At 67.8% G+C, this 21,079-nt stretch carries 20 protein-coding genes; 7 read left to right on the top strand and 13 right to left on the bottom strand.

Going from position 1 to position 21,079, the window contains the following annotated elements; genetic code table 11:
* Positions 1 to 16 precede the first annotated feature (16 nt).
* Positions 17 to 400, bottom strand: coding sequence for an acylphosphatase (locus E4J16_RS03790; protein ID WP_136313305.1), 384 nt, complete (start codon positions 398 to 400; stop codon positions 17 to 19).
* 195 nt (positions 401 to 595) lie between these two features.
* Between E4J16_RS03790 and E4J16_RS03785 the strand changes: the two genes are divergently transcribed.
* Entirely contained in the window at positions 596 to 1,480 is an 885-nt protein-coding gene (locus E4J16_RS03785) for an exodeoxyribonuclease III (protein WP_136313304.1), read from the top strand.
* 309 nt (positions 1,481 to 1,789) lie between these two features.
* Here the strand turns inward: E4J16_RS03785 and E4J16_RS03780 are convergent, their stop codons facing one another.
* The 4 genes from E4J16_RS03780 to E4J16_RS03765 all read right to left on the bottom strand — a co-directional run bounded on the left by E4J16_RS03780 (position 1,790) and on the right by E4J16_RS03765 (position 6,927).
* The gene (locus E4J16_RS03780) at positions 1,790 to 2,773 is read right to left on the bottom strand and encodes a hypothetical protein (RefSeq protein WP_136193777.1); all 984 of its coding nucleotides are present in this window, start codon (positions 2,771 to 2,773) and stop codon (positions 1,790 to 1,792) included.
* A gap of 467 nt (positions 2,774 to 3,240) precedes the next feature.
* Positions 3,241 to 4,146, bottom strand: a complete 906-nt coding sequence (locus tag E4J16_RS03775; protein ID WP_136193778.1) for a bifunctional methylenetetrahydrofolate dehydrogenase/methenyltetrahydrofolate cyclohydrolase — start codon at positions 4,144 to 4,146, stop codon at positions 3,241 to 3,243.
* Positions 4,143 to 5,462: a serine hydroxymethyltransferase gene (glyA, locus tag E4J16_RS03770; protein ID WP_136313303.1), complete on the bottom strand. Its 1,320-nt coding sequence runs from the start codon at positions 5,460 to 5,462 to the stop codon at positions 4,143 to 4,145. Before glyA ends, E4J16_RS03775 begins: the two co-directional genes overlap by 4 nt.
* A 304-nt stretch (positions 5,463 to 5,766) precedes the next feature.
* Positions 5,767 to 6,927, bottom strand: coding sequence for a GTP-binding protein (locus tag E4J16_RS03765; RefSeq protein WP_136193780.1), 1,161 nt, complete (start codon positions 6,925 to 6,927; stop codon positions 5,767 to 5,769).
* A 49-nt stretch (positions 6,928 to 6,976) separates the two neighbouring features.
* Between E4J16_RS03765 and rpmB the strand changes: the two genes are divergently transcribed.
* From rpmB to purU, 6 genes are read left to right on the top strand one after another with little or no spacing between them, the layout of a single operon-like run.
* Positions 6,977 to 7,213 (top strand): 50S ribosomal protein L28, encoded by a 237-nt coding sequence (rpmB, locus tag E4J16_RS03760; protein WP_168708164.1) that lies wholly within the window; start codon positions 6,977 to 6,979, stop codon positions 7,211 to 7,213.
* Positions 7,213 to 7,383 (top strand): 50S ribosomal protein L33, encoded by a 171-nt coding sequence (gene rpmG, locus E4J16_RS03755; protein WP_136193782.1) that lies wholly within the window; start codon positions 7,213 to 7,215, stop codon positions 7,381 to 7,383. Before rpmB ends, rpmG begins: the two co-directional genes overlap by 1 nt.
* Positions 7,383 to 7,688, top strand: coding sequence for a 30S ribosomal protein S14 (gene rpsN / locus E4J16_RS03750; RefSeq protein ID WP_136313302.1), 306 nt, complete (start codon positions 7,383 to 7,385; stop codon positions 7,686 to 7,688). The genes rpmG and rpsN overlap by 1 nt, the downstream gene beginning before the upstream one ends.
* 39 nt (positions 7,689 to 7,727) lie before the next feature.
* On the top strand, positions 7,728 to 7,979 hold the full coding sequence (locus E4J16_RS03745) for a type B 50S ribosomal protein L31 (RefSeq protein ID WP_136193784.1): 252 nt from the start codon (positions 7,728 to 7,730) through the stop codon (positions 7,977 to 7,979).
* 30 nt (positions 7,980 to 8,009) lie between these two features.
* A complete protein-coding gene (gene ykgO, locus E4J16_RS03740; protein WP_017194831.1) occupies positions 8,010 to 8,132 on the top strand; it encodes a type B 50S ribosomal protein L36 in 123 nt (40 codons plus the stop codon).
* A 42-nt stretch (positions 8,133 to 8,174) separates the two neighbouring features.
* Entirely contained in the window at positions 8,175 to 9,050 is an 876-nt protein-coding gene (gene purU / locus E4J16_RS03735) for a formyltetrahydrofolate deformylase (RefSeq protein ID WP_136193785.1), read from the top strand.
* Positions 9,051 to 9,153: 103 nt separating this feature from the next.
* Here purU and E4J16_RS03730 read toward each other — a convergent pair whose 3' ends face one another.
* The 8 genes from E4J16_RS03730 to E4J16_RS03695 all read right to left on the bottom strand — a co-directional run bounded on the left by E4J16_RS03730 (position 9,154) and on the right by E4J16_RS03695 (position 20,860).
* The gene (locus tag E4J16_RS03730) at positions 9,154 to 10,797 is read right to left on the bottom strand and encodes a S1C family serine protease (protein WP_136313301.1); all 1,644 of its coding nucleotides are present in this window, start codon (positions 10,795 to 10,797) and stop codon (positions 9,154 to 9,156) included.
* 164 nt (positions 10,798 to 10,961) lie between these two features.
* A complete protein-coding gene (gene menD, locus E4J16_RS03725; RefSeq protein ID WP_136313300.1) occupies positions 10,962 to 12,767 on the bottom strand; it encodes a 2-succinyl-5-enolpyruvyl-6-hydroxy-3-cyclohexene-1-carboxylic-acid synthase in 1,806 nt (601 codons plus the stop codon).
* On the bottom strand, positions 12,764 to 13,945 hold the full coding sequence (locus tag E4J16_RS03720) for an o-succinylbenzoate synthase (RefSeq protein ID WP_240038255.1): 1,182 nt from the start codon (positions 13,943 to 13,945) through the stop codon (positions 12,764 to 12,766). The genes menD and E4J16_RS03720 overlap by 4 nt, the downstream gene beginning before the upstream one ends.
* Before the next feature lie 77 nt (positions 13,946 to 14,022).
* Complete coding sequence (locus E4J16_RS03715) at positions 14,023 to 15,054, bottom strand: hypothetical protein (RefSeq protein ID WP_136313299.1); 1,032 nt, start codon at positions 15,052 to 15,054, stop codon at positions 14,023 to 14,025.
* Positions 15,055 to 15,125: 71 nt separating this feature from the next.
* Positions 15,126 to 15,728: a hypothetical protein gene (locus tag E4J16_RS03710; RefSeq protein ID WP_136193789.1), complete on the bottom strand. Its 603-nt coding sequence runs from the start codon at positions 15,726 to 15,728 to the stop codon at positions 15,126 to 15,128.
* Positions 15,718 to 18,099 (bottom strand): glycoside hydrolase domain-containing protein, encoded by a 2,382-nt coding sequence (locus E4J16_RS03705; RefSeq protein WP_136193790.1) that lies wholly within the window; start codon positions 18,097 to 18,099, stop codon positions 15,718 to 15,720. The genes E4J16_RS03710 and E4J16_RS03705 overlap by 11 nt, the downstream gene beginning before the upstream one ends.
* A gap of 51 nt (positions 18,100 to 18,150) precedes the next feature.
* Positions 18,151 to 20,034, bottom strand: coding sequence for an ABC transporter ATP-binding protein/permease (locus E4J16_RS03700; protein WP_136193791.1), 1,884 nt, complete (start codon positions 20,032 to 20,034; stop codon positions 18,151 to 18,153).
* Positions 20,027 to 20,860 carry a peptidoglycan-binding domain-containing protein gene (locus E4J16_RS03695; protein WP_275669601.1) on the bottom strand — a complete coding sequence of 278 codons (834 nt, stop codon included), beginning with the start codon at positions 20,858 to 20,860 and terminating at the stop codon, positions 20,027 to 20,029. The genes E4J16_RS03700 and E4J16_RS03695 overlap by 8 nt, the downstream gene beginning before the upstream one ends.
* Positions 20,861 to 21,079 lie beyond the last annotated feature (219 nt).

The following is a 21,079-nucleotide window of genomic DNA, read 5'->3' as shown; positions in this document are numbered from 1 at the left end:
CCAAGGTCGTGGGATGTCAGTTGCCCATGATGAAGGCGCGGTGGCGCAGGCTGCCGGGCTTCATGTCGGTTACGTGCACGGAGGCGACGTTCGCCCAGCGCGGGCCGTGGTAGAGCCAGGCGATCATGCGGGCGACGTCGTCGGCCGGGCCCTGGGCGAGGACCTCCACGTCGCCGTCGTCGAGGTTGCGCACCTCACCGACCAGCCCGAGTCGCTCCCCCTCCTCCATGCAGGACCAGCGGAAGCCGACGCCTTGTACCCGCCCGGAGACGATCGCGTGGATGGTGCGCCGGCGGCCGACCTCGGGGGCGCCCGCTTCATTACTGCTGTCCGCGGTCTCGGCGGCGACATCGGGCTTGCCCGCCGGACGCCGGAAGACGTCGAAGAACCTGCGCTCCATGCAGCCATTGTCGCAGGAAAACACAGCATCTGACAGGGGCATCACGGGTCCCGCCAGCAGACCCTCCCCGGCGCTGCGCCGCGACCGCCGCGAATCACACGCCGCGGTCAGTACGCGCGGCGCTGCCGAATCCAGCGACCGGCTGACCTACTCGGGGCTCGTGGCCGGGCGGGCTCACACGTACACTCGGTCCCCATGCGCGTAGCCACCGTCAACGTAAACGGCATTCGTGCCGCCGCCCGCAAGCAGATGGCCTCCTGGCTGGAGGCCTGCGCCCCCGACGTGCTCTTGCTGCAGGAGGTGCGCGCGGATGAGACCACTGCGGCCGCGCTCCTGCCGGGGTACGAGTCGGTGATCTGGCCCTGTCGGGTCAAGGGACGGGCCGGCGTCGCCGTCGCGGTGCGTGAGGGCGCCCCGGTTGAGGTGGGCGCGGCGCGGCGAGGTGTCAGCGCGCCCGGAAGCGAGGAGCCGGATGTGGACTCCGGCCGCTGGCTCGAAGTCGACCTGCTGACTAGCACCGGGACGGCCGGCCCCGGTCCGGCCGGCGCCGATCCGACTGTCACTGTGCCGACGACTAGGCAGACAGCCCTGACCGTGGTGTCCGCCTACTTCCACTCCGGCCAGGTGGGCACCATCAAGATGGACCAGAAGTACGCCCACCTCGACCTGGTGGATCTCCGGATGGCATCACTGCTGGCGGCCGCCGAGGCAGGCGGGCCGCAGGTGCTCATGGCCGGTGACCTCAACATTGTCCGCTCCGAGCGGGACATCAAGAACTGGCGCCCCAACCACAACAAGTCAGCCGGCGTACTGGATGAGGAGATCGCGTATCTGGAGCGCTGGTTCGGCGCCGGCTGGGTGGATGTGGCACGCAGCCTTGCGCCCGATGCGCAGGGCCCCTACACCTGGTGGTCCCAGCGCGGTAAGGCGTTCGACAACGACGCCGGCTGGCGCATCGACTACCAGGTGGCTACGCCAATCCTGGCGGAGCGCGCCCGTGCCTTCACCGTGGACCGGGCCGCCAGCTACGCCGAGCGCTGGTCCGATCACGCTCCACTGGTGGTCGACTACGACCTCTGAGGCGGTTCGTCGCTGCCAGCCCAGGCGACAATTCGGCACCAAGGCCGACGGTTCGTACCTTCTGGTCGACGATTCGTACCTGCTTACGACGGTTCGGCACCTACGGGTACGAACCGCCAGGCCGAAGTACGAAGCGTCGAGGCAAAGGTACGAACCGTCAGACTCGCACGGATGTTGACCGTCGACTCACGGCACAGCCAACACCTCAAAACAGGCACCCATAAGAACCCGGGCCCGCCGATCGCCTTGCTGACGTCACGCAAAGCAATCTCGCCGAGGCGTAACGCCCTCGCCGCAGACGGGTGCGACTCACGGCAACGGGCTCATCGCGTTCATCCAGGCCCGCGGCCGCAACACCCACGTTCTTCCCTCAGGAGAGGCATCAAGCACCTCGCGGACAATACGGTCTGGTTCTCGCAGTGCCGGCGTCTTGAACCGCACGACCCTCCAGCCGCTGCGCTTGAGCCGGTCCTGCCGGATTCCCTCCTGGAACACTACGTCATCTCCCGCATACTTCAGGGCGCCGTCAAACTCGACGTCGAGCATGATCTCCGGCCAGGCCAGATCCAGGAAGTACTCATTGTTCTCAGCGACTACCCGGTGCTGAAGGTCCGGCATTGGAAAGCCGGCCCCCAGGAGAATTCTGCGCAGCTCGCTTTCGCCCGGAGACTCCGCCCAGGGGGACAGCAGCTTGAGCAAACTCTGTGCGCGTACCCGCCCGTTGCGGTGGCGGTAAGAACTGAGCCGCCCTTCGACGTCGGCAACCAGCTCCTGCCACAGCGCGTTGGTGTCTCGACTGCGCCAACGGTCTGGGCGGCAGTGGACTCGTAGCAGCGAGTCGCCTGCCACCAGCGCATCTGCGGGAGGTAGGTCGAGCAGACAATCGGTCAACGTACGGGCGAGCGAAGTCACCGGCACCCCGTTGATGGTGACAATGTCGTGCTCGCGGAGGTCTTCGCGGTAGTGACGGCGTAGTCGCACCCGTCGCCCCAACCGTTCCGCACGTTCCAGCGGGATACGCTCGCCCCTGGGGACCCGCCGCGCAAGTCTTCCACCGTAGATCACCTGCGGAAGCGCGGTGGCGGACACACGTGGCCTATACGACAGCAGGACATCAACATCGGGCTCGAATCTGCGCAGTGATCCCCCGTGAATGAGTACTGCGGCCTCGTATGCGATGGCGATCGTACCGGCGCCGGCACGCAGCGCGGCGACGGCCCTGGCCAGGGTCACTTCGCGTTTTTGGTCCCAGTGCCTGGCGGAGGCCTGCGGCAGGAGAATCTGTCCACGCATGATGGGTACGGCAGTTTCAGGAACGGTGCCAAGACATCCGGCGGTGGATACGACAGCTGGGAGCACAGAGGAGACATGACCGGTCATGGCTACAGCATGGAGGATGTCGGCGCCGTGCCGCATCTGACCGTTCACAAGTTTTTGAATGAGGGGCGCACCAACCACACCTGTGGACGTCGGTGGGCCGGTACGCCGTGCGCCGCCTATATTCCCGGGCCATGCAGCCCGACGACGGTTCGGCACCAAGGCCGACGGTTCGTACCTTCTGGTCGACGATTCGTACCTGCTTACGACGGTTCGGCACCTACGGGTACGAACCGTCAGGCCGAAGTACGAAGCGTCGAGGCAAAGGTACGAACCGTCAGCCGGATAGCCCCGTGAAGCGCGCCTAGCTCATCCGAGACGTGTCACAGCGGGAGCCACAACCAGGTGACGCAGCCCAGAACCGCTGCTCCAGGGCCCAGCGCCTATGAGTCGGCTGCGTTGCGTTCGGCGATCTCGACGACGTTGGCCAGCAGTAGGGCGCGCGTCATCGGGCCGACTCCCCCCGGGTTCGGGGACAGCCAGGCGGCGACCTGGTCGACGCCGTCGGCGACGTCGCCCATGATCCGCCCCTTGCCGGTCTCCGGGTTGACGACGCGGGAGACACCCACGTCCAGGACTACCGCCCCGGGCGCGACCATGTCGGCCGTGACGATGCCGGCCGAGCCGGCGGCGGCGATGACGACGTCGGCGCGGCGCACATGCGCGGCCAGGTCGCGGGTGCCGGTGTGGCAGACGTCCACGGTGGCGTTGACATCCTTGCGCATCAGCAGCAGGCCGATGGAGCGGCCCACGGTGACGCCACGGCCGACGACGCACACGTTCTTGCCGGCCAGGTCGATGCCGTGGCGGGTGATCAGCTCGATGCAGGCGCGCGGCGTGCACGGCAGCGGCGAGGTGATCGGACCGGTGCCGCGCAGCACCAGGCGGCCGAGGTTCGTGGGGTGCAGGCCGTCGGCGTCCTTGTCGGGGGCGACGCGTTCCAGGATGGCGTTGGTGTCGATGCCGGCGGGCAGCGGCAGCTGGACGATGTAGCCGGTGCAGGCGGGGTCGGCGTTGAGACGGTCGATGGCCGTCTCGATCTCGGCCTGCGTGGCTGTGGCGGGAAGGTCCACGCGGATGGACTCGATGCCCACCTCGGCGCAGTCGGCGTGCTTGCCGGCCACGTACTTGACGCTGCCGGGGTCCTCTCCGACCAGCACCGTGCCCAGACCCGGGGTGATGCCGCGCTCACGCAGCACGGCCACGCGCTGGGCCAGTTCGGCCTTGAGCGCCGCTGCGGTGGCCTTACCGTCCAGGACTCGGGCGGCGCCCTCCCAGGGGGCCCTCACTGGGCCAGCCCCGGGTAGAGCGGGAAGGCGTCGGTGAGCGCCTGCACGCGTCCGCGCAGGGAGGCGAGCAGGTGGTCGTCGGCGTTGCCGGCCGCACCAGCCGCCAGGGCGGTTGCGATGATCTCGGCGACCTCGGTGAACTCGGCGGCCCCAAAGCCGCGGGTGGCCAGAGCCGGGGTACCGATGCGCAGGCCGGAGGTGACGCGCGGCGGGCGCGGGTCGAAGGGGACGGCGTTGCGGTTGACGGTGATGCCGGCGTCGTGCAGCAGGTCCTCCGCCTGCTGGCCGTCCAGGGCGGAGTCACGCAGGTCCACCAGCACCAGGTGGACGTCGGTGCCGCCGGTGACCAGCTTGATGCCGGCGGCGGCGACGTCGTCGGCGAGCAGGCGCTGGGCGAGGATGGAGGCGCCCTGGAGGGTGCGGGCCTGCCGGTCCTTGAACTCGTCGGTGCCGGCGATCTTCATGGCGACGGCCTTGGCGGCGATCACGTGCATAAGCGGGCCGCCCTGCTGACCGGGGAAGACGGCGGAGTTGAGCTTCTTGCCCCACTGCTCGGCGCGGTTGGTCAGCAGCATGCCGGAGCGGGGGCCGCCGAGGGTCTTGTGGACGGTGGTGGACACGACGTCGGACCACGGCAGCGGGGAGGGGTGCAGGTCGGCGGCGACCAGCCCGGCGAAGTGGGCCATGTCGGTCCACAGGGCGGCACCGACCTCGTCGGCGATGGAGCGGAAGGCCTCGAAGTCCAGGTGTCGGGGGTAGGCGGACCAGCCGGCGATGATCACGCGGGGGCGCTCGCGCAGGGCGGCCTGGCGCACCTGCTCCATCTCGATGCGGTGCGTGGTCTCATCCACGCCGTAGGCGGTGGCGTGGTAGTTCTTGCCGGAGAAGTTGATCTTCATGCCGTGCGTGAGGTGACCGCCGTGGGCGAGCGACAGGCCGAGGATGGTGTCGCCGCCGTTGGCCAGGGCGTGCAGGACGGCGGCGTTGGCCTGGGCGCCGGAGTGCGGCTGGACGTTGGCCCACTCGGCGTTGAAGACGGTCTTGGCGCGTTCGATGGCCAGGGATTCGGCGACGTCGACCACCTCGCAGCCGCCGTAGTAGCGGCGCCCGGGGTAGCCCTCGGCGTACTTGTTGGTCAGCACGCTCCCCTGTGCCTGGAGGACGGCGCGCGGCACGAAGTTCTCCGAGGCGATCATCTCCAGGGTGCCGCGCTGGCGAGCAAGCTCGTCGTCGAGGACCTTGGCGATCTCCGGGTCGAGGTCGGCCAGGGGCTGGTTGTTGAGGGCGGTGCGGGCGGTGGCCGCGGAGTCGGTCATGGTTCTCCTGATGTGTGCGCGGCGCGGGCCGCGCGTTGGCGTCGACCTCGGCCCAGGCGGGCGACCAGGTTCTCCGTTGCTGCGTCCCGGAGCCACCGCAGGGTGCGGGCGGACCCGTGACGTGCCGCCGCTCCCCGGTGGTGACCACCTTTTCGCCAGTCACGACGACGGCCCCATGCTAGCGCCGACGGCGCGTCGGGGCCAGGCAGCAACAGCCGACGCGCTTGGCCGCGAGCGCCGAGTCGTCAGGTGACACCACCTGACAGGCATGACTCCGCCGCATGACTACGTCTATTCCCCAAAGTCACTCCTGCCCGAACCAGTCCTCCAGACCATCCGGTGCGCCCGCCCAGGCCAGTGCCTCACCCATCTCATCAGGACGTAACAGAATCCGATGAAATGCATCGGCCACCCGCGCGCATTGCGTTTCGTCCGCCACTCCCGTGACAACCAAGTGGCATCGTGGCCCGTCTACGTCGCCTCGGGACCACCCGGTCGACGCAACGGCCAGTTCGTTCACCTCCGCGACCTCCGCGCGCGGCACGGCATCCCAGGGCCCGGCGTCTCCCACACTCACCACTCCACCGGCCACCTCCCAGGTGCACACGCGCCCGGGACGACTGGGAAGCCAGAAGCAGCCGCGGGCCAGCAGCCCGTTTCCGGCCAGATCCGCCACGAATTCGCGCAGCCGCCCGGGGTGGAAGGGCAGGTCGGAGGACAGATCCAGGGTGCGCACCCCGTGCTCGTCGGGCCCGCCCCACGCCCTGGTGGTGGCGGGATGAACACGGGCCAGCGCGGAGTCGACATCGTGCCGCACGCTCAGCAGCTCCGGCAGCAGCGGAGCATCCATGCCCGGCAGCAGCAGGGTGTCATGCGGGCGCAGATGCTCCACCAGGTCCCGACCAACCGGATCCTCACCCAGCACAATCACCACATCCGCATACCCAATGGCGACCATGTGGATCTCCCCCGCACATCGCGCGTCGTCGGCGTACGCCTGTCCGGCCAACGCCGACAGCGGTCGATGTTCCAGCAGATCCTCCGCCGCGGAATCGGCGTCAATGACATGCGCGATGCCGGCCAGGCAAGCCCCAGAGACCGAGGCGAGTTCCTCGGCAAGACCAGGAACCAGGTGGACCAGTTCCACGCCCACCGGCAGCAGTACCACAGTGGCGCCGTCCGGCTCCAGGCGTGCACGATCCTCGGCGACGGCGACCAGCACCTCGCGCAGCGAGCAGGTCCAGCATTCGGTCGGCCTGGGTACATCAAGAGTGGACGACGCCCCGAAGGCGGGGGCCAGGCCGGCATCCAGTGCCGACGCCGCCGTCAGGCGAATGGCGCCGTGCTCAGCGTACTCGGGGAGCAGAGTCGCTTGCAGGATCAGCGCTCTCTCGCCGTAGAGGCTGAGTGCGGTCAGGTCCAGCAGCATGGGATCGACGGCGCTGATGAGGGTGAGGCAGTGCACGGCACCTCCAGTTGACGGTAATGAGAATCGTTCGCATATCATGGCTCCCATGAGCCGCTACTGCCAAGTCACCGGCGCCCGTCCGGTCACCGGGTACTCAATCTCACACTCTCATCGCCGCACCAAGCGGCGGTGGCTGCCCAACCTGCAGACCAAGCGCTACTGGGTACCGTCCCTGGGACGCACGGTCAAGCTCAGGGTCAGCGCCAAGGGCATCAAGATCATCGACCGAGTGGGTATCGACGTTGCGGTCGCGCAGATGCGCGCCCGAGGGGAGCGAGTCTGATGGCTGCACACAATAAGGATCTGCGTCCGGTCGTCAAACTGGTTTCCACCGCCGGTACCGGATACACGTACGTCACCCGTAAGAACCGCCGCAACACCCCCGACCGCCTGGTCCGACGCAAGTACGACCCGGTTGCACGCCGCCATGTCGAGTTCAAGGAGTCGCGCTGATGGCCAAGAAGTCCAAACTAGCCGCCGACGCGCGTCGCCGCCGGATCGTGGCCCGCTACGCCGAACGACGCGCCGAGCTGAAGCGCGACAGTGTCAACCCGGCGCTCTCCGTCGAGGAACGCCAAGCCGCCATGGCCGCTCTGCACGCGCTGCCCCGCGATGCCTCCCCCACCCGCCTGCGCAACCGCGATGTGGGGGACGGACGTCCCCGCGGGTTCGTCCGCAAGGCGGGCATCTCACGCGTCCGCTTCCGGGAGATGGCCCTGCGGGGCGAGCTGCCCGGCATTACCAAGGCCTCTTGGTAGCTCCCTCATCGACAATCTCTAGACTTCAGGAGTCGCTCCATGCGTCCAGGAATCCACCCCGACTACCATCCCGTTGTCTTTCGCGATAAGGCCGCAGACTTCGCCTTCCTCACGCGTTCCACCATCACGTCGCCCCACACCATCCAATGGCAGGACGGCAACACCTACCCACTGGTCGACGTAGAAATCTCCAGTGCCTCACACCCGTTCTGGACGGGGAAGGGCCGCATCCTGGATACGGCCGGACGGGTGGAGAAGTTCGAACGGCGCTACGGCAAACGCACCCGCTGAAACCACGACAGACCCACTAAAGGAGACATCATGAAGGTCCGCGCCTCCATCCGCTCACTCGCCAAGCAACCGGGCAGCAAGGTCGTGCGCCGTCGTGGCCACACCTACGTCATCAATAAGAAGAACCCGCGTTTCAAGGCGCGCCAAGGATGAGCGCCAGCCGACCAGCCCCGGTCGGTCGGCTACCCTCCTGCCATGACCACGCCCGCCCCCACCGCACCCGCCGACGCGCAGCACCTCGTGCTGACCCTGTCCTGCCCCGACCGCCCCGGGATCGTCAATGCGGTCTCCGGGGCGCTGGCCAGGCGCGGCGGCAATATCACCGAGTCCAAGCAGTTCGGCGACGAGGTCTCCGGCCTGTTCTTCATGCGCGTACAGGTAATGACCACCGTCGCCCGGGATGAGCTGGAGAAGGACCTCGCAGAGCTCGCCCGCAACTATTCCATGACCTGGTCACTGGACGAGGTCGGCCGCCCCATGCGCACCCTGATCATGGTGTCCAAGGAGGGCCACTGCCTGACCGACCTGCTCTTCCGCGCCCGCAGCCAGGGCCTGCCGATCGACGTCGTCGGCGTGGTCGGCAACCATGAGGACCTGCGGCCCGTGGCCGACTTCTACGGTGTCCCCTTCCACCACATCCCCGTCACCAAGGAGACCAAGGCCGACGCCGAGGCGCAGCTGCTGGAACTGGTTGACTCCCTGAGCGTTGAGTTGGTGGTGCTGGCCCGCTACATGCAGATCCTCTCCCCCGCCCTGTGCGAGCGCCTGCACGGCGGGGTGATCAACATCCACCACTCCTTCCTGCCCAGTTTCAAGGGTGCCAACCCCTACCGCCAGGCGCATGAGCGCGGCGTGAAGCTGATCGGCGCGACCGCCCACTACGTCACCCCCGACCTGGATGAGGGCCCCATCATCGAGCAGGACGTCACCCGTGCCGGCCACGAGGACTCCGTGGAGACACTGCGCGCCAAGGGCCAGGACGTCGAGCGCCGAGTACTGGCACAGGCGGTGCGCTGGCACGCCGAGCACCGGGTGCTGCTCAACGGCCATCGCACCGTCGTCTTCGCCTGAGCCCACGCGTCGCCTGTGCCCACAACGCGGATTCGGCCGGGGCGCCCGCCTGGCGCCCCGGCCGAACTCAGCTACTGCTCCCGCCGTCTCTTGGACCTCCGGCTCAGGAGTCTTCGCGCTCCTTGAGCGTCACCGGGATCTCCATCTCCTTGCCGTCGCGAATGACGGTCAAGGTCACCTCGTCACCGGCAGAGTACTGGCGCACGAATCCGGTCAGAGCGGCCGACTGACTGGTGGTCTTCCCATCAATCGCCGTGATCACGTCGCCCACCTCGATACCGGCCTGATCCGCCGGAGAACCGGACTCCACAGTGCTGACCTCAGCACCGGCACGGGTGACGCCATCAGACGTCGTGGCACCACCGGTTTCGATGGCCACGCCGAGGTAAGCGTGCGTGGCCGTACCGGTCTGGATGAGCTGATCGGCGATCTTCTGCGCCAGATTGGAGGGAATCGCAAAGCCGATACCGATGGATCCAGACTGTTCCGTGGAGTTGGGCATGGATGCGATCGAACTATTGATGCCGATTACGGCGCCGGTGTTGTCGAACAGCGGGCCACCGGAATTGCCGTGATTAATCGCCGCATCGGTCTGGATGGCGTTGGTGTACTGCATGGTTGTCGTGGTTTGTGACTGGCCCAGCAGGCCGCTGAGCTGATCCGGCAGGGAGGAGCCGCCCTGGTTTGAGGAGTCGGTGTCCTCCTGGACAGTGACCACCGGGCGGTTCAGCGCTGAGATAATGCCAGTGGTGGCGGTGGAGGACAGCCCCAGCGGATTGCCGATGGCCATGACGTCCTCGCCGGTGACCAGGTCGTCGGAGTTGCCGAACTGTGCCACTGTCAGATCATCCGGCGCATCGACCAGCTCGATGACGGCCAAGTCAGTGGCCGGGTCGGTGCCGGTGGTCTTCGCCTCGTAGATGCGCCCGTCCGCAAGCGTCACCTGAATCTGGGAGGCACCGGCAACCACGTGGTTGTTGGTGATGATGTGGCCGGAGGAGTCGTAAATGACGCCGGATCCGACCGCTGTGCCTTCGCTCACTGCCACGGTGATGGCGACGACGGCGTTGGACACCGCCGCGGTCACGGCCTCCCAGTCGGGGGCGGTGCCGGTGGAGGAGACCGTCTGGGTGGTGGAGCCGGTGGCGATCGCCGTCGGCGCGGAGGATGAACGGCCGGTGTCTTCGCCGTCGTCCAGGTAGTGCACGGCTGCCACGGTTCCCCCACAGGCGAGCAGTGCGGTCACCACGGAGGTGGCTATCACGCCGCCCCAGCCCGGTCCGCGGCGGGCTCCGCCCGGTTCAGGGCCCGTGGGAGTCAGTGACTGATTCGGTGACTGGTAAGGCGGCTGAGTACTGCCTGCGCCGCTGGAGCTCTGCGCGCTCGGCTGCTGGTAGGGGCTCTGGTAGCTGCCCGCGCCGGCGGCCTGGCCGGCGGACTGTCCGTAGGGCCAGGAGCCGGCGCCCTGGGCGGACGGCGCGTAGGGCGAGGTCCCGGAGCCCGACGCGGAGGTACGGCCGAAGTTGTAGCCGGCGGGCGGCTGGGGCGCGGAGGTGTAGGGCGATGAGGGGCTCACTCCCCCGCCGCTGCCCGATCCCGGACCGTACCCTGAGGCGCCGCTGCCACTGGAGGCTCCATAGCCGGAGCCGGGCTGCTGCGGCGTGGAACCGGCGCCAAGCCGCTGTGTCTCGTCAGCGGACGGCCGCTCGGCGTCGCCGGATGCGGCGAAGGGATCGTTCGTGCTCATGGCTCTCCTCCTCGGGCCAACGGCCCGCTCACTAGACGAGTCTCACCCAATACGCATGACCTGAGTCATCTCCGACACTAGTCTGGGACATGCCTGTGAATGCCGTGTTGAAGCTTGATATCACAAGTACACAGTGGCATGCACCACATGCACGCCCTGCGAGACTACGCGCACACCTGCACCACACTGATCCCTCGCACCGGCTCGTCCAGCAGTGCCCGCAGCGCGCCCAGGTCGTCGGGCCGGTGGACGGTGATGCCAAGGGCGGCTGCGACTGCTCCCGGGTCGGCGTGCTGCGGTGTGGCGAAGTACCGGGCGAAGTCCGCTGCCGGAGTCACCGCCGGGTACTCCAGGGTGGAGAAGATCTCACCACCGCCGTCGTCAATCACTACGACTTGCAGGTCCGGCTGAGCCTCCAGCCGCCCGCGGGACAGGCTCATGGCGTCGTGCAGGAAGGTCAGGTCCCCGACGACGGCGCGCACGGGTCCGGCGGTGATGGCGGCCCCTAGCGCGGTGGCGAGGGTCCCGTCGATACCGGCCAGCCCCCGGTTGGCGATCGCGGCCGGCGCCGGTCCGACGGCGGGCGCGGCCAGCCGGTCCAGCCGCCGGATGGTCATGGAGGAGCCGACGACCAGCAGGGGCGCGGCTCCGCCCGGGACGGCCGCGCGGGCGGCATCCCACACGGCGGTTACGGCCGCGTCCGCGGTCAGCGCCCCAGAGCGCGGTTGCGCGCTGACGGCGGGCAGGGCGTCGACGGCAGCACGCCACCGCGTCGTCCAGCCGCGCGGGCCGGGGCACAGGCCGAGGGCGGCAGCCAGCTCGGACAGCGCCGACGCCGTCGGAGCACCGGGGACCCCAAGCGGCGTCACGGAGTTGACCGCGCCCGCGACGTCGGTCCAGCGGGCCGTGGAGGCCAGCACGTCTATACGCAGGTCGTCGCGGGCAAGCAGCTTGCTGATAGGCCGCGTGAGGCTGGGGTGTCCTGCCACAACGACACGCTGAGCGCGCCCCGCCAGCCGTGTACCCGCCGACGTCGCCAACAGCTCGGCATAACGAGTCAGGGCCTGTGGCCCGCCCCGGGCACCGGAGGTCGGCTCAGCCAGCAGCGGCCAGTCCAGGTACTCGGCCAGGGCGCGGGCGTACCGGCCGATGTCATCAACACTGTCCCCGGCGACGACGATGCCGCGCTCCTCCCGGCACGAGGGCACACCGCTGGCCGCAGGCGCCGCCCCGCATGCCGCCGGGCCCGGGGAGGCCGGGAAGGACACGAGCGGATCCGTCGCCTCCGCTCCGGTCCCCGCCGGGGGCTGCGGTGCGTCCCCCTGGGGCTTCGGCGCGGCACCGGGGACCGTCTCAGCACCGGGAGGAGCTTCCCCGCCGGGCTCGGGCGCGAGCGGAGGCCGGAAACGAATGTTGACCTGGGCCGGCCCCGGGTCGTTGGTCAGGGCGCCGGTGGCGGCGTCCACCGCCCGGCGCACCTGGCCGGCGATGGCGCGCGCGCCGGCAACCTCCCCCAGGTCGGCGGTGAGGTCCGCGGGCAGGTCCACCACCTGCCGCGGCGCCGCACCGAAGATACGGGTCTGCTCGGTGGTCTGGTTGGCGCCGGTGCCGACCGCCTCGTGGGGCCGGTCGGCGGTGACCAGGAGCAGGGGCACGCCGGCGGCGTCGGCCTCCGCGACAGCCGGGTGCAGGTTGGCGACGGCGGTGCCGGAGGTGGTGACGACGGCGGCCGGGCGGCGGCACCCTGCCAATAGCTCGGCGCGAGCGCATCCCAGGGCGACGAAGCCGGCGGTGCGCTCGTCAATCACTACACGTACCCGCAGTGCGCCGTCGCGCTCGGCCGCGGCCAGCGCCGGCACCAGGGGTGCGGAGCGGGATCCGGGCGCGAGGACAACCTGGCGCACACCGGCCCGGACAAGTGCGTTGACAAGGGCACGGGCGGCGCTGAGCGACGGCGGCGCTGCGCTCATAGCCGCAGTCCCGCCACGGCCAGGCTGGGGTCTGCGGCTTCCCGTTCACGTCTGCGCTGCAGGGCGGCGGCGATGTGAACCAGGCGGGTCTGCCAGTGGGCGGTGACCTCGGTGTCGGCGGAGGCGGTGCGCAGGAGCGCCCGCGAGACGTGCACGGGCCGTACCGGCAGGGCGTCGTCGGCGGGTACGGCGGAGGGAGCAGCGACGTCGCGGGCGAGCAGTCGCACCGTACCCAGCCCGCAGGCGTGCTCCAGCTCGGGCAGGGCGGCCGCGAGGGTGACACCCGCGCCGATGCCGACGCTGGTGTCGATTGCGGAGGAGACGACGGCGGGCAGGCCGAGGCGCTCGACCAGGGCGAGGCAGCGACGCACGCCACCAAGCGGGGCGACCTTGATGACGGCCACGTCTGCAGCGCCCAGGCGGGTCACGGCCAGCGGGTCGTTGGACAGGCGGATCGACTCGTCGGCGGCGACGGGGATGTTCACCAGGCGCCGCAGGTCGGCGAGCGCCTGGGTGGAGCCGCAGGGCTGTTCCACGTACTCCAGGCCCTGGGCGGCGGTGTCCAGCAGGGGCAGGAGCTTACGGGCGGTCTCCAGGTCCCAGGCGCCGTTGACGTCGATGCGGATGCGTCCGCGCGGACCGATGGCGTCACGCACGGCCTCGATGCGCTCCATGTCGGCGGCCAGGGCCTCACGGTCTGAGACGCGGGCCCCGGTGACCTTGATCTTGACGGTGACGGGAACGGCGTCGGACCGGCGGGAGGCGCTGCGGGCGGGGCCGGTAGCGGTGCTCGCCCCGGCGGCGGCGATCAGGGAGCGGGCCTGCTCGGGACCGACGGCGGGGACGGTGATGTTGACGGGGACCGTCTCACGGTGACGGGGCAGGTCGGTGCCCCCGACGGTGGCCTGCTCCAGGGCGGAGGCCAGCCAGGGGGCACAGGTGTTGGCGTCGTAGTCCCAGAAGGGGGCGAGTTCGCCCCAGCCGGCCGGCCCGTGCAGGAGCACGCCGTCGCGGCGGGTCAGGCCGCGGAAGGGGGTGCGCATGGCGACGTCCCAGACGACGGCCCGGTCGATGTCGGCCAGCAGCCGCCCGCCGACGCCGGCGCGCAGGGCGTCCAGATCGAGTTCGCCGCGGGCGCGGGCCGACGCGGACGCCGGGACGCGGTTGGGGATGGTCACGCGGACAGGATAGCCAGGCGGCGGGGTCGTGACGGCGGGGCGTGACGATCAGTGCGTAACGGCAACCGATTCGGCCGTCATTCCTCGTCCATGCCGTAGAGCACCTTGCTGGCGGCATCGACGGCGTTGTCCTGCCTGCTGACCGTCTCCAGGCCAGTGAGTCGCTGGGTCTGCGAGGCGGCGGCGTTGGTGAGCGCCAGCAGCGGCGGCTCGTAGGACGCCAGCTCGCCGCCGAGTTCGGCATTGGCAACAGTGATTGGGATGGCCAGGATTGTGTCGGCGGCAACGGGTTCGGGGATCGGGTACGAGGCGCGCAGTACCGTTCCCTGAACCGAGCCGGACGCCTGAGCATCTTCGGGTCCGACGGCCAGATCGGTGAATGCACCCGCATCCACTTGGACGTCGATGACGGTTTCTGCGGGCACCGGCGATGGCCCGACAGAATGCAGGGCGACGGTATCCGGCTTCCACAGATGGAAGCCGTCGGCCCAGCGCAGCGCGGTCCAGGTAACGCCGATCGTCGCTCCCCATAGAAGATCAGTGCTGGTGCCGGTATCGGCCGGTTCTTGCGTGACTTCCCGGTCCCCGTCCGGTAGCGCGAGGGCAATTGTCGTCGCGGTGGGCGGGGCAATGATGTCGTCGGGATAGGTCAGGGCTCGGACCGAGCCCAGTGCCAGTGTGAATGCGCCCTCGGGCAGTTCCGCGCCGAGCAGGACGGCCGCACTCCCGGTGGTGCCGTCGTCGGTGGGCTCCGCCTCGAAGGCGCAGTCGAATGCCTCATCGTCACGGGTGATCGCGGGTGCCTCCTCAGTGGCGTACAGGGCTGAGGACCAGGTCAGCGCTATACGCGTTCCGGCCGGCAGGCTGCCTCCAGTGATAGTGAGGGTTCCGCCCAGTAGAACCGGCACGGTCACGGTCGTGCCGTCGGTGGTGGCGACTTCGGTGGTCTCTTCCCCGGGCGTGAGGCTGACTTCGGCTCCCGCGGCATGCGCCTGCGGAGCCGTTGACACCAGCAGTGCGGCGCCGGCTCCCAGGCCGAACCCGGATAGCAGGCTGCGTCGGGACATGCGCAATGGCTGCGATGCGTCTTTGGGTGTGGATGAGTGCATGGTTGTTCCTTGAGTCGGGGTGATGATGCGGAAATCAGGACATACCGCGAGATTCCATGTGAGTGGGATAGCTACCAGGGTGGCGGGCCCGCGAAGAAGGGCAACAGCCAGCGGTCCCACGTAGCCGCCAGCAACACCATCCCCACCAAGTACACAGCCGTCGGGCACAGACAACGCACCCACAGAGGGATCCGGTCGGCAAAAAAAGCCATCACCGCCAGAGTCAACAAACCGGCAAAGAAAGGCGCCGCCAGGACTGCACCATCCCACAGACCCGGCCAGCAACCCGGGTATACACAAGTTCCATACTCCCGGGATCCCGCAAACACCTGAATCAAGAACGCCATACAGCATGCAGCAAACACTGCGACGGCAACAGAGGCCACATCAAAACGATACTTCGGGCGCCACTTCGGAATGAGGGCGAAGCCAGCCGCCGCCTCCAGCGTGGAACGCCACCACACAAATGTGAACACACCATCCCCTTCTCGAAGACGGTCGCTCAAATGCGCTGTGACAGGCATAGTCGGACGAACGATCGACAGACCGAAGGCCATTGCCGCCCACTGCGCGCCCCATAACAGAAGCGCGATGCCAACCAGCACCATGACCGTACGTACGATGGCACCAAGCCCGAGAAGAAGCCGTCGACGAACTTGCGAATCAGAATTCATCTTCCACCCCTCGAGCCAATCGGTCAGCGAACGCCGACGTCAAGGCGCGACGCTGCTCCTCAGTCGGCGGGGCCTCAAAGTTCCCAGCATCCCTCAATATCGGCAACGTTGGCCCGATATCTTTGAATAGACCCAGATCTAACCCATAGGCAATTCCCGCAAACGCGGCATCGACATTGGAAGCACTAGACGCGAATCGAGTCCTGTAGAATTCCCGTATCCTATCGTTCGGCGCCATAGACCGAACACGCCGGAACCTCTCCCTAAACAGGGTGGTCGATCCAGGGTTCGCCACCAACCAGGCATCAACATCCGCAAGCAAGTCCGCCCGCCCGAACACCGAATCACCTTCGGCACCGATTTCCTCCAGCGCCCAGGAATAAAGATCGGCGCCACCGCCACTCGATTCCCACTTCCCGTACACCGAATACAGATCGAGAGCCCACCCGCCTAAGTCACCATACCCATACTGCGCCGGACTGATGTTTGCGCCCCAGCTTATGTACGCCAGCGTGGATACAGCCCAGTGAGGCAAGTCCAACACAGTATCGGGGGGCACTGCACCCCGGCTCAGTGCATTCTCACATACTACGCGCGCCGAGGTAGCACCCTGATTATCGACCTCAGGGGTGTAGACGAGCCACATGCCTCTATTCGCATTGCCCCAATAGGTTGGCTTACGGAGCCAACCCAGAATAAAGGCAGACGGATCAGCGGCGTACGCCTTTGCCGCCCCATCAGGAAGATCATTGATCGCCATCGAGCATCTCGCTTCAGCATTCACGTACCACATGAAAAGAAGGTCGAATCCCGTTGCCGAATTGGCTCCTTCCTTCTCGATCGGAGGTCCCGGCACGGCCGCCAAATCCACCGACGGGCCCTTACGCGACACAACGACCTTGTCGATGGGGGTGCTTGATCCACTTCCGAGGTCCGCACTGGTCTCAAGGATCTGGTTGTAGTGCCACTCCTGGGGCATGGCATAGCCCATGTTGCCGGAATAACCGGTGGACATGCCGGAGACGTAGGCGCCTACCGCAAGACCGCGATCGATCATCGTCTGACAGGCGTTTCTGGGGGCATAGATGCCCACCTGATAACTGTTCGGAACCGATCCCATGACGTCGTTGACGCCCTGGAAGTAGTTGGCCACGGGTCCGTTCACCACGTCGCCCGTGGCATCGAAGTCAACGGCGAAGTAAATGACTGATCCGGCGGGCAGTCCGAGCACCCGTGCACGCGTCAGGGCCTCGAAGGCCTGCGAAGTACCGTTATCATAGGTCATGTAGGAGACCTCGTTGTTGAAGCGCTGAAAGAGCGGAATCAGGCGCAGTCCCGCAGCTCTCAGGTCATCGAGCTCGGGGGCACTGATGTAGTTACCGGTAACAAGGTACCTGCCCACATGGGTGTAGCCCCGCCGCACCGCAGCCGCGGCCTTTCCGCCGGTCAGCTTCTCGGAAGTGTCGAATCCCTTGGTTGCGATGCTCGTATCACCACAGGAGACAAGAAGACTGCACCAGGTTGTATAGTCGCCCTTCCCGGTCTGGGGGATCTCCATGAAGGACTGGAAACTGCTGATGACACTGCTGGTGGTGCTGGTGAAGCTGCTATTCAGAGAGATGCCGAGTCCATTGAGGATCATGGCTGCGTGGAAGAGCATGACGAAACGCTTGGCGCCGTCGACGCTGCCAGTGCTCAGCATCGCCTGCGATTTCAGGCCGTTCTTAGTACCGTTGCCGAAGTTGCCGTTGGCCACGCCGTCGGCCATGCCGAGCTCGTACTGGAGGGCGAGCAGGAGAGCGGTCTGCACCGCTCTGGAGTGCACGCCGTCGCAGGGCACCAGGGCGAAGTCCTGCCGTGCGTGGTAGATACCGTTCAGTCGGCGCTGCACGGCTTGGATCTCAGCGGTTCCGCCGTAGCCGCTGAGGATCGTGTAGGCGTCCATTGACAGCAGCGAGGCCATGATCTTGACGTCGACCGCCGGGGATGCGCCTGTGCTCAGTCCGAGGTCAGCGCGCACCGAGGCCACCGAACCGCTCAGGCCCTCGAAGCCGAAGACGGCGCCCGGGTTGAGGGTGATGGCCGTGTATCCCTTGCACCACAGCGCCCCGCTGAGAATGCACAATATGTTCTGGGAACCGGTGAAAGAGGCGTCGATCTTTCCAATCTTCGTGCGGAAGGCACTGGTGGTGGCCGGCCCGAAGCCGGAGGCGAGTTGGCTGATTCCCAGTTCGGCCTGCAGCGCGCGGCGCAGGCCGTAGATGGTAGACCAGCCGGTGAGCCCGTCCTCCTCCAGCCGCACCCAGCCCGCCTTCGAGCCGTAGGTGGTGTTGAGCCACTGTTGTGTTTTTCTGACTTGAGGGTCTGCCATGGTGCTTCTCCTGGGCGATTCGGCCGATTCGAGGGTAGGTGTACGTACAGGTCAGTGGTGCAGCGCCTCGGCGGGTTCGATGCGCGAGGCCCGGTGGGTGGCGAACACGGCTCCAAGGAGGCTGACGCCGAGGCCTCCCGCAATACCAAGTGGCACGCTGCCCCAGTCCATGACGGGCTGCCAGCCCCTACCTATGGTGATGGCGAGGATCGACATCATGCCGAGGTAGACACCCAGCACTCCCCCGAGCAGCCCGGTCACAGTCGCCTCGGCGGCGATGAGGAAGCGGATGTGGATGCGCCTGGCCCCCATGGCGCGACGCAGCCCGATCTCTCCGGTGCGCTCCATGACCGTGGAGATCATGAGGGCGGCGACCAGTGTGAGGGCGGCGATCGCGGCGACGGCGGTGAGGGTGTAAAGGACGGTTCGAATGGAGTCCTCCACCTCCGCCCGGAGCGTCGTGGGATCCGGCGGGGCATCGACGGTCACGGACTGCGGCGCGCTGGGGATCCAGGCAACGGGCGCCTGCTCGGCAACCTGTTGGGCGGCTCCGGGGTTCACCCGCAGCTTGACCGAGGCGTACTGGGGCTGCGAATACGAGACGGCCTCGGATTCGGGCACGATGACCGAGTCGAGCAGGCCGACGTCCAGGCCCGCGTCAGTGAGGATTCCGACAACAACCCGGGGCCGTCCGTCCAGCCAGATCACCGGCGAAGCGAGTAGGGGGCCGATCTGCAGGCTCTGGGCTGCGTGTGAACCGAGGATAACCTCATCCTCGCCCAGCACGGCCAAGGGCTGCGGGCCAGTGACCGTAAACAATGACTGCGGAAGTGCAGCAGATACGTTACCGACGAGTTGAAGCGGTGTAGTGGTCGCGGAGGGTCGTGACGCTACCTCGACCGACGAGTGGGTAGCGAGTATGGCGAAGTCGCGCACGCCGGCGAGGTCTCGGATACGCGCAGCGGAGTCTGCGGACAGGGCCTGCTCGGCAGCCGAGACGTCGGTGGTGGCGGCTGCCAACCCGACGAGTTGGTTGCGTCTGGAGTCGAACACGTCGGACACCTGGAATCGCGCGGTGGTGGACAACCCGGTAGTCGTCGTCGCCAGCGCCACCGCCAGGGCGATGCAGGCGACCAGGGCCGCCGAGCGCGCTAGGCGGGAGTGCAGGCCGCGCCATACGTCACCCAAGGCGTCGGGCAGCCGCAGGCGGGAAGCGCGCCCGCGCATCGCGGAAGGTTCCGTCTCGGGGGCATGTAGCCTCGTTCGGTTGAGCTCCTCCACCCGGCCGTCCACAACCCGCAGATGCCGGGAGGCATAGGAGGCGACGTTGTCGTCGTGAGTGACCACTATGACCGTGGTGCCACGTCGGTTCAGCTGCGCGAGCAATTCCATGATCTGCTCGCTGCTGCGCGAATCCAGGTTGCCGGTGGGCTCATCGGCAACGATAACCGGCGCGCCCGAGGCGACGGCTCTGGCGATGGCGGCGCGCTGACGCTCTCCCCCCGAGAGCTTCTCCACCTTCTGCGAGCGCTTGTGCTGCAAGCCGACGAATGCGAGCGCCTCCCGAGCGGCCTCAACTCTCCGCCGCCGGTCCAGGCCCCGATACAGCAGGCCGAGGGCGACGTTCTCCACCAGGCTGCGTCCCTTGAGCAGGTGGAAGGACTGGAAGACGAAGGCGAAGTTCTCCGAGCGCACCGTGGCGCGCCTGCGCTCGTTCAGCGTGCCCACGTCGACGTCGTCAATTCGGTAATCGCCGCTGGTCGGGGTGTCCAGCAGTGCCAGCTGGTTGAGCAGAGTGGACTTGCCGGCCCCCGACGGACCCTGGATGGAGATGAACTCGCCCTGACGGATGGTCAGCGTGACATCGCGGAGGGCTTCAAGGGGCACTTCACCTCCGTAGATCTTCCCGACGCCGCGCAGCTGGAGCTCAGCCATCGACCCGCACGCTCATGTCCTCGGTGAGGGTACCGTCCTCGGCATCGACGGCGCAGGTGCCCGCAACGCATCCGAGCTCGGTCACCACCACCTGCGTGAAGGAGCCGTCCTTCTGCTCAACCAGGACGGTGGTCACCCCGTTGACGTCGGCCGAGACGGCTCGTTGCGGGACCAGTAGCGCATCGAGCACCGGCTCGGAGAGGTTGAGGGTGACCAACACGTCGCTGTGCCCCACCCACTCGTCGGGGATCTGGCCGCTGCTCGCCCGCAGGATCACGGACGCCTCTGCGGAGTCAGCAGCATCTTCCTGCTCCTGCTGGGTAGGTGACAAAGCGTCCTGCTGTGGGGAATTCACCTGCGCCACCGCAACGTCCATTGACATATCCTGCCCCTGAAGGGTGGCGGTGCCGGCCAGGCCCGATGTCAACCGCGCCTGTATGGCCGGCGGCACCGTGGCCGTGAGCGTGATCTCCTGGGTGCTGAACGTTGCCGTGGCCTCGCCGTCCACTGCGGTACCGGTCGCGGGGACCGAAGTCAGAACTGCGGGGAGCGTCGGTACGATTATGACCTCCGAGGCGGGCAGCACCAGGACCGGCTGGCCTTGGGACGCGACCGCAGTCGGCTCCGCGGAGGGGGTGGGCTCTGCAGCGACGGCGCCAGCGGACGAGCCTTCGGAGCCCTGCGGCGCCTGGGCCCCGGCACTCCGGTACAGCTCGCGGATGGCGGCTGCAGTTGCTCTCCCGAGCTCCCCGTCCGCGCCGACCGCGTAGCCGAGATCGGCCAGGGCCTGTTGGATCATGCGGACGTCGTCGCCCCGGGCGCCCAGGTACAGATCGCGGTAGAGGGCGAATTCACCCCCTTAGCGCGATGACCGGGCGGCTGTTGACCCATACAATCACGCCGCCCGAGGAGACAGAGTCGCCGGGCCGCAGCCGAGCGGGTGACCACGCCCTGTCCCTCGATTGGGGTTGGAACGGCGACGGTGACGCTCTCGGAACGAACCGCGGTCGCAAGGACGGTGGTCTGCTCGGTGAGGTCGCCCCGC

It is taken from the genome of Actinomyces procaprae (assembly GCF_004798665.1).
Lineage (GTDB): Bacteria > Actinomycetota > Actinomycetes > Actinomycetales > Actinomycetaceae > Actinomyces > Actinomyces procaprae.
The sequence above is the reverse complement of the archived record's forward strand: the minus strand, read 5'-3'. Positions and strand labels throughout refer to the sequence as shown.

Excerpts from the sequence above, each read along its gene's own strand:
- E4J16_RS03730 (WP_136313301.1), bottom strand. The coding sequence starts at position 10,797 with ATGAGCACGAACGATCCCTTCGCCGCATCCGGCGACGCCGAGCGGCCG.
- rpsN (WP_136313302.1), top strand. The coding sequence starts at position 7,383 with ATGGCCAAGAAGTCCAAACTAGCCGCCGACGCGCGTCGCCGCCGGATC.
- glyA (WP_136313303.1), bottom strand. The coding sequence starts at position 5,462 with ATGACCGACTCCGCGGCCACCGCCCGCACCGCCCTCAACAACCAGCCC.
- menD (WP_136313300.1), bottom strand. The coding sequence starts at position 12,767 with ATGAGCGCAGCGCCGCCGTCGCTCAGCGCCGCCCGTGCCCTTGTCAAC.
- purU (WP_136193785.1), top strand. The coding sequence starts at position 8,175 with ATGACCACGCCCGCCCCCACCGCACCCGCCGACGCGCAGCACCTCGTG.
- E4J16_RS03745 (WP_136193784.1), top strand. The coding sequence starts at position 7,728 with ATGCGTCCAGGAATCCACCCCGACTACCATCCCGTTGTCTTTCGCGAT.
- E4J16_RS03710 (WP_136193789.1), bottom strand. The coding sequence starts at position 15,728 with ATGAATTCTGATTCGCAAGTTCGTCGACGGCTTCTTCTCGGGCTTGGT.
- E4J16_RS03715 (WP_136313299.1), bottom strand. The coding sequence starts at position 15,054 with ATGCACTCATCCACACCCAAAGACGCATCGCAGCCATTGCGCATGTCC.
- E4J16_RS03705 (WP_136193790.1), bottom strand. The coding sequence starts at position 18,099 with ATGGCAGACCCTCAAGTCAGAAAAACACAACAGTGGCTCAACACCACC.
- E4J16_RS03780 (WP_136193777.1), bottom strand. The coding sequence starts at position 2,773 with ATGCGTGGACAGATTCTCCTGCCGCAGGCCTCCGCCAGGCACTGGGAC.
- ykgO (WP_017194831.1), top strand. The coding sequence starts at position 8,010 with ATGAAGGTCCGCGCCTCCATCCGCTCACTCGCCAAGCAACCGGGCAGC.
- rpmG (WP_136193782.1), top strand. The coding sequence starts at position 7,213 with ATGGCTGCACACAATAAGGATCTGCGTCCGGTCGTCAAACTGGTTTCC.
- E4J16_RS03790 (WP_136313305.1), bottom strand. The coding sequence starts at position 400 with ATGGAGCGCAGGTTCTTCGACGTCTTCCGGCGTCCGGCGGGCAAGCCC.
- E4J16_RS03785 (WP_136313304.1), top strand. The coding sequence starts at position 596 with ATGCGCGTAGCCACCGTCAACGTAAACGGCATTCGTGCCGCCGCCCGC.
- E4J16_RS03700 (WP_136193791.1), bottom strand. The coding sequence starts at position 20,034 with ATGGCTGAGCTCCAGCTGCGCGGCGTCGGGAAGATCTACGGAGGTGAA.
- rpmB (WP_168708164.1), top strand. The coding sequence starts at position 6,977 with ATGAGCCGCTACTGCCAAGTCACCGGCGCCCGTCCGGTCACCGGGTAC.